We start from the raw sequence: 8,348 nt of genomic DNA on the forward strand, positions 1-8,348 counted from the left end.
TGTAAAGGTTGTGGGGGAATAGCTGTGATCCTGACCTTCTCCAGAGGCTGGTCGTGGGCGGGGTTTACCGTCTGCGGCCTTATGGTGGCGCCTTTGCTGGCGCTGGTCATGCAGGCATTCGAACCGGGTGAAACCCGCTTTGGGCAGATGTTTGCCACTGTGCTGCCGTCATACATAGCCAATACCTTCTGGCTGATGTTGGGGGTGAGTGTCGGCAGTCTGCTTTTGGCGGTGCCGGCTGCCTGGCTGGTGGCGCGCTGTGAGTTTCGGGGCCGGCGCCTGTTCCAGTGGGCTCTGTTGTTGCCGCTGGCCATGCCAGCCTATATCGTCGCTTATGTGTATACCGATTTACTGGATTATGCCGGGCCTGTGCAGCGGTTTTTACGCGCAAGTTTTGGTTGGCAATCGGTAAGCGACTACTGGTTTCCCGATATTCGAACTCTGGGCGGCGCCACTGTGATTTTGTCGCTGGTACTCTTCCCCTATGTTTACCTCTTGGGGCGCACCGCGTTTCTGGAGCAATCCTTAAGTTTGCAGCATGCAGCCAAGGTGATGGGTTGCTCGCCATGGCAGAGTTTCTGGCGTTTGTCGCTGCCAATGGCACGCCCGGCGCTGGCGGCCGGTGTCGCCCTGGTGGCCATGGAAACCATGGCTGACTTGGCGACGGTCAATTATTTTGCGGTATCCACCCTGACCACGGCTGTCTACGACACCTGGCGAGCCTATGGTGACTTGGCGGCCGCGGCTAAAATTTCGCTATTGATGTTGCTTGGTGTCTTTACTCTGTTTGCGCTGGAGCGTATGGCGAGGCGTAAACAGCAATTGTTTCAAAAACAGCTGTTGCTTGAGGCACCAGAGCCATACCGGCTCAAAGGTTGGCGTGAGTGGTTGGCGCTCGGCTACTGCTCGCTGTTGCTGCTGCTGGCGTTTTTTTTGCCATTTGTCATTCTCGGCAGTTACGCCTTGGATTACTGGCAACAGAGCTGGAACAGTGACTTTTGGCAGTACAGTCTCAACAGCCTAACGGTCGCCGCCATCAGCAGTGTATTGTGTTTGCTCTTGGCTATCCTCTTGATGTTCATTCGCCGCCTGAGCCCGCGAAAGTGGGACATGTTGCCATCCCGTCTGGTCAGTACCGGCTATGCACTGCCGGGCACTGTGCTGGCGATTGCCGTGCTTATTCCGCTGACCTGGCTCGATTTCAGAATCGATGATCTCTACGCCCTGTTCGAGCGTCAAGGCCCGGGGCTGCTGTTCACCGGCAGTATCGCCGCCTTGGTGCTGGCGTTTTGTATTCGTTTTGCCGCCATTGCCATCGGCAGTATAGAGAGCAGTTACAAACGGCTGTCGCCTTCTCTCGACATGGCGGCCATCAGCCTGGGCAAGACACCGGGTAAAGTACTGGCATTAATCCATCTGCCATTGCTGCGCAGCGGTATTTTTGCCGCTCTGCTGCTGGTATTTATCGAGGCGATGAAAGAGTTGCCGGCTGCCTTACTGCTAAGCCCTGTAGGGTTTCACAATCTGGCCACCCAAGTGTTCCAATACGTCTCCGATGAGCAGTTGGAGCAGGGGGCGCTGGCGGCTATTGTCATTGTGTTAGTGGGGCTGGTGCCCTTGATTTATCTCAACCGTTCGCTGGAGCAAAACAACTGATGTCGACCCTGAGTGTCAAGCAACTCCACAGCCATTATGGCGCCCTGCAGGTGCTCAAAGGGCTGAGCATTACTTTGCAAGCCGGTGAAATTGCCGCCCTGCTCGGACCCAGTGGTTGTGGTAAAACGACTCTGCTCAGAGCCATTGCCGGACTGCAGCCGGTCTCCGCCGGTGAAATTCATATCAGCGGCCGTGCAGTAACCACGGATAAGCTGCAGGTTCCGGGAGAGGAGCGTGGCGTGGGGATGATCTTTCAGGACTATGCCCTGTTTCCCCACTTGACGGTCGCGCAGAATATCCTCTTTGGTGTCAAGGGATTGAATAAGGCGCAGCGCCTGAGCCGGCTTGAGGAGATGTTGGACTTGGTCAAGCTCACCGGGCTTGCTGAACGTTATCCCCACGAGTTGTCCGGCGGTCAACAGCAGAGGGTGTCGATTGCCAGGGCGCTTGCCTATGAGCCTGAACTGCTGTTGTTGGATGAACCCTTCTCCAACATAGATGCCCAGGTACGCGGCGAGCTGATGCTGGAGATTCGCGCGATCCTCAAGAGCCGTAACGTCAGCGCCGTATTTGTGACCCACAGTAAAGATGAGGCCTTTGTTTTTGCCGATACCCTGGCGCTGTTTGAAGATGGAAAAATAGTGCAGCAAGGCAGTGCTGAAACTCTCTATGCCAACCCGGTCAATCGCTATGTGGCGGACTTTCTCGGCAGCGGTAATTATCTTGAGGCCAAGGTCAGCTGCGAGCACTGTGTCGATACTCAAATCGGCCGCCTTAAAAGCTCTTTGCCCCATGGTTTGCCACTGAACTGGCAGGGCGAGTTGTTGCTGCGGCCACAGCAGTTGGAGTTACGTCCCGACGAACAGGGGCTGGCCGTGGTTACCGAGCGGCGTTTTCTGGGCAATGTTTGCCATTATGATGTGCAGCAAGAGGGAGTCATACTCGAGGTTCGTAGTCATCAGGTACAGTTTTCTCCAGGGCAGAGAGTCAGGCTGTCGGCACTGGAACATCCGTTGGTGTTGTTCGGTAATGGCTGTTAACAACAATTGTTTCATAAGTTTGCTGTGGGTGATAATTTGTTTGTCTCTGTGTTATACCAAGCAATCGGTTTGATTGAACTCACCATAGGTATTCACTGAACCCCGGACTCGCCCATGCGCCGCTCCGGGATGAGAGCGGAGGCGAGATGCATAACTACAGCAATAATAAAATGCAGGACGCACAAGGGATACGGAATATCAGCAACAACTCATGTCGTCAGCTGTTACTCGGTGTCATCGGGAGTTTGGCTGTTTTCTGCAGCACGGGAAGCATGGCGATGGACAGAATCACGGGCGCGGCCTTTGCGAGCCGCTCTGAAGTCTATGCGGTCAATGGCATGGCGGCAACCAGCCAACCACTGGCGACTCAGGTGGCGGTCGATATTCTTAAGCAAGGAGGCAGTGCCGTGGATGCCGCGATTGCCGCCAATGCCATGCTGGGGTTGGTGGAGCCTACAGGCTCTGGCATAGGCGGCGATCTTTTTGCCATTGTCTGGAGCGCCAAAGAGCAGCGGCTCTATGGGCTCAATGCCTCTGGCCGCAGTCCGGCTTCTCTGACGCTGGAGATGCTCAAGGCCAAAGGGCTTGAGCAGCTGCCGCCTTATGGGCCTTTGCCCGTATCCGTGCCCGGTGCCGTGGATGGCTGGTATGAACTGCATGACAAGTTCGGCAAATTGCCCATGAAGGATAACCTGGCACCGGCTATTCATTATGCCCGTGAAGGATTTCCGGTTTCCGAGCTCATCGCCTTCTATCTGGCGCGCAGCGGTGACAAGCTGGCCAAATACCCGGGGTTTAAAGAAACCTATATGCCAGGCGGTCGCATGCCGGCCGTCGGTGAATTGTTTCGAAACCCGGCTTTGGCAAACAGCTATGAAAAAATTGCCAAGGGGGGCCGGGATGTCTTTTACAAAGGAGAGATAGCCCGCAGTATTGCCGCTTATATGCAACAACAGGGCGGTTATCTTTCCTATGAAGATCTCGCTTCTCACAAGAGTGAGTGGGTCGAGCCTGTATCGGCTAATTATCGGGGCTATGATATCTGGGAGCTGCCGCCCAACGGCCAGGGGATAGCGGCACTGCAGATCCTTAAAACCCTGGAGCCATTTAATCTCAAGGCCATGGGGTTGGGCAGCGCCGAATATGTGCATCATTTCGTGGAAGCAAAAAAGCTGGCGTTTGCCGACCGAGCCAAGTTCTACGCCGACATGGACTTTGCCAAAGTGCCGGTAGCCTCACTTATCTCCAAAGAATACAACTACGCCAGAGCCAAGCTTATCGATGCTGACAAAGCCGCCGCCAGCGTTGAGCCGGGTAATCCCAATCTTTTACACGGTGATACCATCTATCTCACTACCGCCGATAAAGAAGGCAATATGGTGTCTCTCATCCAGAGCAATTATCGTGGCATGGGCTCAGGCATGACGCCTCCGGACTTGGGATTTGTGTTGCAGGACAGAGGCCAGCTGTTTGATCTCACTCCTGGGCGTGCCAACTCCTATGCACCGGGTAAGAGACCGTTTCATACCATAATTCCGGCCTTTGTCACCAAAGATGGCAAGCCCTGGCTCAGCTTTGGCGTCATGGGGGGAGCCACCCAACCCCAGATGCATGCCCAGATCATGATTAATCTGATTGATTTTGGCCTCAACCTGCAGGAGGCGGGCGATGCTCCGAGAATACTGCATACAGGTTCCAGCCAACCGACCGGCGAGCAGATGACAGATGGCGGTTATATCAGTCTCGAGTCGGGCTTTTCCATGGAAACCCGCCGTGAGCTGATGAAAAAGGGGCATACTTTGAGTGATTCTCTCGGGGCTTTTGGTGGTTATCAGGCCATAGGCGTCAATGTTGAAAGCGGCGTTTATCGGGGAGCTTCCGAGTCCCGTAAAGACGGGCAGGCATCAGGTTATTGAAAGTAATCGGCAAAAACGTGCGTGAGCTAATTCAAATTAATGCTCAAGTTGCGGATAATAAGGCCGAAGATGAATTAATCTGAAAGGGTAGATTGCAAATGGATACACAGGTTATGCCACGGGAACAGCTGGGGATCTGCGCAGAGGGAAATCTGCACAGTGTTTATCTGATGTTCAATGCCAACGAAGGCGGGGAGTCACAACTGCGTCCTTGCCTGGCCAATGTCGCCCAGTATTTGTATGAGCTGGCAGATCAGTATGCTGACAGTGCCTTTAACGCCTTTGTGGCGATTGGTGCCAATTTTTGGGATCATCTCTATCCGGGAAGCAGGCCAACTGAACTCAAGCCATTCCCTGCTATGGAGTCGGGTAACCGGGATGCGCCGGCGATAGAGTTCGATATTTTTATTCACCTGCGTTGTGATCGCCTGGATATTCTTCATCTGGTGGCCAATGAGGTCAATGAAATGCTGGAAGGCCTGGCCGAGCTGGAAGAGGAGGAACGTGGGTTCCGCTTTATGGACAGCCGCGATCTGACCGGTTTTGTCGATGGTACAGAAAACCCCAAGGGCAGAGGTCGTCAAGCTGTAGCTCTGGTAGGCGATGAAGACGATGCATTTCGTGGCGGTAGCTACATTCATGTACAGAAATATGTCCACAATTTGAGTAAGTGGCATAGACTGCCGCTGAAAAAGCAGGAAGACATCATAGGCCGCACCAAGCAGGACAACATAGAGTACGCCTCGGAAGATAAACCCTTGACTGCGCATATCAAGCGGGTAAACCTCAAGTATGACAATGGTGAGCCGATGGAGATCCTGCGTCAGAGCATGCCTTATGGTTCTGTAAAACAGCAGGGGTTGATGTTTATCTCTACTTGTAAGACACCAAGCCATTTCGAAAAGATGCTTCACAGTATGGTTTTCGGTGACGGAGAAGGACACCATGATCACCTGATGCACTTTACTCAGGCGGTAACAGGCTCCTCTTTCTTTGCCCCTTCTCTGGATTTTATGATCCAGTTTGATGATTAATAATGCGATAGCGACAAAAAACGCCCCTCAGTGAGGGGCGTTTTTTTATGACATCTTCAACTCAGTCTGTGTAATTGAACAGCGATTTCACAGTTTCCAGAGTTTCATCAATGGTCTTGATGCTGGAAGGGCAGATAAAGATAGTGTCATCACCAGCGATAGTGCCCAGAATACCTTCTGGCTTGCCGATGGAGTCCAGCAGCCTGGCAATTAACTGCGCCGCGCCCGGGCTGGTACGTACCACTATCATGGCTTGGTTATGATCTACATCCAATACCAGATTCTTCAGCGGGCTGCCGGCGGTAGGCACTCCTAGTTCGGCCGGTAAGCAGTAGACCATCTCCTGCTTAGCGTTACGGGTGCGCACTGCACCGAACTTGCTCAGCATGCGCGAGACTTTGGACTGGTTGATATTGGCAAAGCCTTCGGCTTGCAGTGCATTGACTATTTCACTCTGGGAGCCGAAGCGCTCCTCTTTAAGCAGAGCCTTGAAGGTTCTGATTAGCTCATCCTGATTTTTGCTTGCTTGCATTATCTTCTTCTGTCGTTATTCAGAAAATCTCGGTCATTCTGCATATCAAACGGATAAGTGTCAACAAATACCCAAGATGTCTGCATAAAAATGCAATGCAGGTCAGTGAGGGGGTAAAAGAAGCCTCAGTGGGCAGTAGAAAACGCTGAAGTTAATTCAGCTTTTGATGAAACAGAGTCATATGACTAAGGGATAATTGCTATTTTTGTGACGATCCTTTAATGTTGCGCCATCACAGAATTAGATCTATGTCACACATAATTCCGAGAATTGACGGAGATAACTATGAAAGTTGCTGTACTAGGTGCTGCTGGTGGTATCGGCCAGGCTCTTGCCCTTCTGTTGAAAACCCAATTACCTGCCGGCTCTCAGCTGTCACTTTATGATATCGCCCCCGTAACGCCTGGGGTTGCCGTGGATCTGAGTCATATCCCGACAGCAGTTGAAGTTAAAGGTTTTGCCGGTGAAGACCCAACACCTGCACTGGAAGGTGCTGATGTGGTGCTGATTTCTGCCGGTGTTGCCCGTAAGCCTGGCATGGATCGTTCTGATCTGTTCAATATCAATGCCGGTATCGTCCGTAACCTGATTGAAAAGGTGGCTGCGACTTGTCCCAAGGCGCTGATTGGTATTATCACCAACCCAGTGAACACCACTGTGGCAATTGCTGCTGAAGTACTGAAAAAAGCCGGTGTTTACGACAAGAACCGTCTGTTCGGTGTGACGACTCTCGATGTCATCCGCTCTGAAACCTTTATCGCCGAAGCCAAAGGGCTGAACGTTGCCGATGTTAAAGTCAATGTGATTGGCGGCCACAGCGGTGTGACCATTCTGCCTCTGTTATCTCAGGTTGAAGGTGTCAGCTTCTCTGATGAAGAAGTTGCTGCCCTGACCAAGCGTATTCAAAACGCCGGTACTGAAGTGGTTGAAGCCAAAGCCGGTGGCGGCAGCGCGACTCTGTCCATGGGCCAGGCCGCTTTCCGTTTCGGTCTGTCGCTGATCCGCGGTCTGCAGGGTGAAGCCAATGTGATCGAGTGCGCCTATGTTGACGGTGGCAGTGAGCACGCTGAATTTTTTGCCCAGCCAGTGGTGCTCGGCAAGAATGGTATCGAAAAGGTTCTGCCGTATGGTGAGCTAAGCGCGTTTGAAACCAACGCTCGCGATGCCATGCTGGATACCTTGAAAGCGGATATCAAACTGGGTGTAGACTTCGTTAAGTAAGTCGACTCCGGGAATAACAAGGAGCGCTTCGGCGCTCCTTTTTGCTACTAGAACCTATTCTACTCTGGCCTTGCTGGCTAGTTTCTTTGGCAAAACAGCCGAATTCTTTCCTGCTGCTCCTTTATCTGCGCCTGCCGTTCTTCTTCTGTCATCTTAATCATTTCACCTGAGGCGTCATCTTTACGTTGTAGTCTGGTGTGGGTATTGAGGACATCCAATTGGAATTTGGCCTTATCACAAATAGCCTGAGCCTGGGCCGCATCTTTCTCCTTGATCAATTTGGCTTGTTTCTCAGACTCTGTCTCCTGCACAACGTCATCTTTTCGCTGCGGCGCGACCGTGCCAATTCTGGCGGGTTGCAGATTTTGGCTGTCCAGTTCGGTGGCTTGCCGTTGTGGCGGCGGCTCTTGGCTGTAGTGGGTGACGCCATTTTCATCGACCCAAGTATAAATGGGCGTTGCCGAGGCAGCGTTGGCTCCGAGTAATGCCAGCAGAGCCATAAATAGGCTGATCCTTATCATTGTCTGTTTCCGTTTCTGCAGGGTGAGCTTGTCTGAGCAAGTGTGTTATCTTTGCCGCTATGAGTTTTATTACATCATCAGGTTAAGTGTATGCAAAATTTATCCAAGCCAACAATAAAAACCCGTGGCATCTATCTATTGCCCAATCTGATGACAACGGCAGGATTGTTCTCGGGCTTCTATGCTGTTATCGCTTCCATGAATGGGCACTTTGAGGCATCGGCTATTGCTGTATTTGTTGCCATGTTATTTGATGGACTGGATGGTCGTCTGGCGCGTTTGACCAACACTCAGAGTGCCTTTGGTGCCGAGTACGACTCGATGGCAGATATGGTGTCCTTCGGTATGGCTCCGGCCTTGATAGCCTATAACTGGGGGCTTTCTGAATTGGGCAAAATAGGTTGGTTGGCGGCGTTTATCTATTGCGC

General features: G+C 52.4%; 8 protein-coding genes (1 of these 8 running past the window's edge). 6 read left to right on the plus strand and 2 right to left on the minus strand.

The features are described 5' to 3' along the window. Positions 1-24: 24 nt before the first annotated feature. The 4 genes from WKR14_RS04440 (at position 25) to WKR14_RS04455 (ending at position 5,646) form a co-directional block, all read left to right on the plus strand. The gene (locus WKR14_RS04440) at positions 25-1,656 is read left to right on the plus strand and encodes an ABC transporter permease (protein WP_226563829.1); all 1,632 of its coding nucleotides are present in this window, start codon (positions 25-27) and stop codon (positions 1,654-1,656) included. Then, the gene (locus WKR14_RS04445; RefSeq protein ID WP_226563842.1) at positions 1,653-2,696 is read left to right on the plus strand and encodes an ABC transporter ATP-binding protein; all 1,044 of its coding nucleotides are present in this window, start codon (positions 1,653-1,655) and stop codon (positions 2,694-2,696) included. Before WKR14_RS04440 ends, WKR14_RS04445 begins: the two co-directional genes overlap by 4 nt. 272 nt (positions 2,697-2,968) lie before the next feature. After that, positions 2,969-4,612 carry a gamma-glutamyltransferase gene (ggt, locus tag WKR14_RS04450; RefSeq protein WP_248953043.1) on the plus strand — a complete coding sequence of 548 codons (1,644 nt, stop codon included), beginning with the start codon at positions 2,969-2,971 and terminating at the stop codon, positions 4,610-4,612. 98 nt (positions 4,613-4,710) lie between these two features. Continuing rightward, positions 4,711-5,646 carry a Dyp-type peroxidase gene (locus tag WKR14_RS04455; RefSeq protein ID WP_101052458.1) on the plus strand — a complete coding sequence of 312 codons (936 nt, stop codon included), beginning with the start codon at positions 4,711-4,713 and terminating at the stop codon, positions 5,644-5,646. A 61-nt stretch (positions 5,647-5,707) separates the two neighbouring features. Here the strand turns inward: WKR14_RS04455 and argR are convergent, their stop codons facing one another. Then, entirely contained in the window at positions 5,708-6,178 is a 471-nt protein-coding gene (gene argR / locus WKR14_RS04460) for a transcriptional regulator ArgR (RefSeq protein ID WP_025012091.1), read from the minus strand. A 285-nt stretch (positions 6,179-6,463) separates the two neighbouring features. Here argR and mdh point away from each other — a divergent pair, with 285 nt between their 5' ends. Then, positions 6,464-7,399 carry a malate dehydrogenase gene (gene mdh, locus WKR14_RS04465; protein WP_025012092.1) on the plus strand — a complete coding sequence of 312 codons (936 nt, stop codon included), beginning with the start codon at positions 6,464-6,466 and terminating at the stop codon, positions 7,397-7,399. Positions 7,400-7,476: 77 nt separating this feature from the next. Here mdh and WKR14_RS04470 read toward each other — a convergent pair whose 3' ends face one another. Next, positions 7,477-7,920 (minus strand): DUF4124 domain-containing protein, encoded by a 444-nt coding sequence (locus WKR14_RS04470; protein WP_165564540.1) that lies wholly within the window; start codon positions 7,918-7,920, stop codon positions 7,477-7,479. A 90-nt stretch (positions 7,921-8,010) separates the two neighbouring features. Here WKR14_RS04470 and pssA point away from each other — a divergent pair, with 90 nt between their 5' ends. Then, on the plus strand, positions 8,011-8,348 hold the 5' portion of the coding sequence (gene pssA / locus WKR14_RS04475; protein ID WP_101052454.1) for a CDP-diacylglycerol--serine O-phosphatidyltransferase. It continues 565 nt past the right edge of the window; only the first 338 of its 903 coding nucleotides appear in the window; the start codon lies at positions 8,011-8,013; its stop codon lies beyond the right edge, outside the window.

The organism is Shewanella chilikensis (assembly GCF_037953065.1).
Lineage (GTDB): Bacteria > Pseudomonadota > Gammaproteobacteria > Enterobacterales > Shewanellaceae > Shewanella > Shewanella chilikensis.